Annotated in this window: 2 protein-coding genes; both read left to right on the plus strand. The window is 41.2% G+C overall.

Going from position 1 to position 565, the window contains the following annotated elements; translation table 11 throughout:
• The coding region (locus tag A3766_RS21485) for a sugar transferase (RefSeq protein ID WP_197479672.1) at positions 1-225 on the plus strand (225 nt) is incomplete at its 5' end.
• A 118-nt stretch (positions 226-343) separates the two neighbouring features.
• The coding region (locus A3766_RS21490) for a polysaccharide biosynthesis/export family protein (RefSeq protein WP_197479673.1) at positions 344-565 on the plus strand (222 nt) is incomplete at its 3' end.

Below are 565 nucleotides of genomic sequence, written 5' to 3' on the forward strand. Positions count from 1 at the left end.
GAAGAATTGAAAGAACAAATACCTTTTTACGATGCTCGGCATAAAGTAAAACCGGGATTGATGGGCTGGGCACAGTTAAAGTACCCCTATGGCGCGTCGGTTGACGATGCGAGAAATAAGTTAAAATATGATTTGTATTATGTTAAGAATCATAGCTTCTTTATGGATGTGTTGATTGTGATACAAACGGTTGAAGTTGTGTTGTTGGGCAAGGGTGTTCATTAAACTGTTATTGTAGTAATCACTGGGTGTCAAAGCGAGCTCGTAAGCAGGGTAGGTTTATTGTGTTAGGGCGAAGAGCTTGTTCGTTTTTAAGATTAGAGTAAGGGCAAAGGGTCGAAGGATGAAAATAAAACTAATTATTTGTTTTGTGTTGGTGGGTTTTCTAAGTGCCTGCTCGACTAAGAATGTTGTGAAGGAGCAGCCTGTTGAAACCAGTATAGGGGTTGTAGAAGAATACCTCTTAGGTGTTGGCGATGCTGTACAAGTGAATGTTTGGAGAAATCCAGACCTGTCAGTATCTGTTCTGGTGCGCCCGGATGGAAAAATCTCTGTACCTTTGGCT

Source organism: Oleiphilus sp. HI0132 (assembly GCF_001635845.1).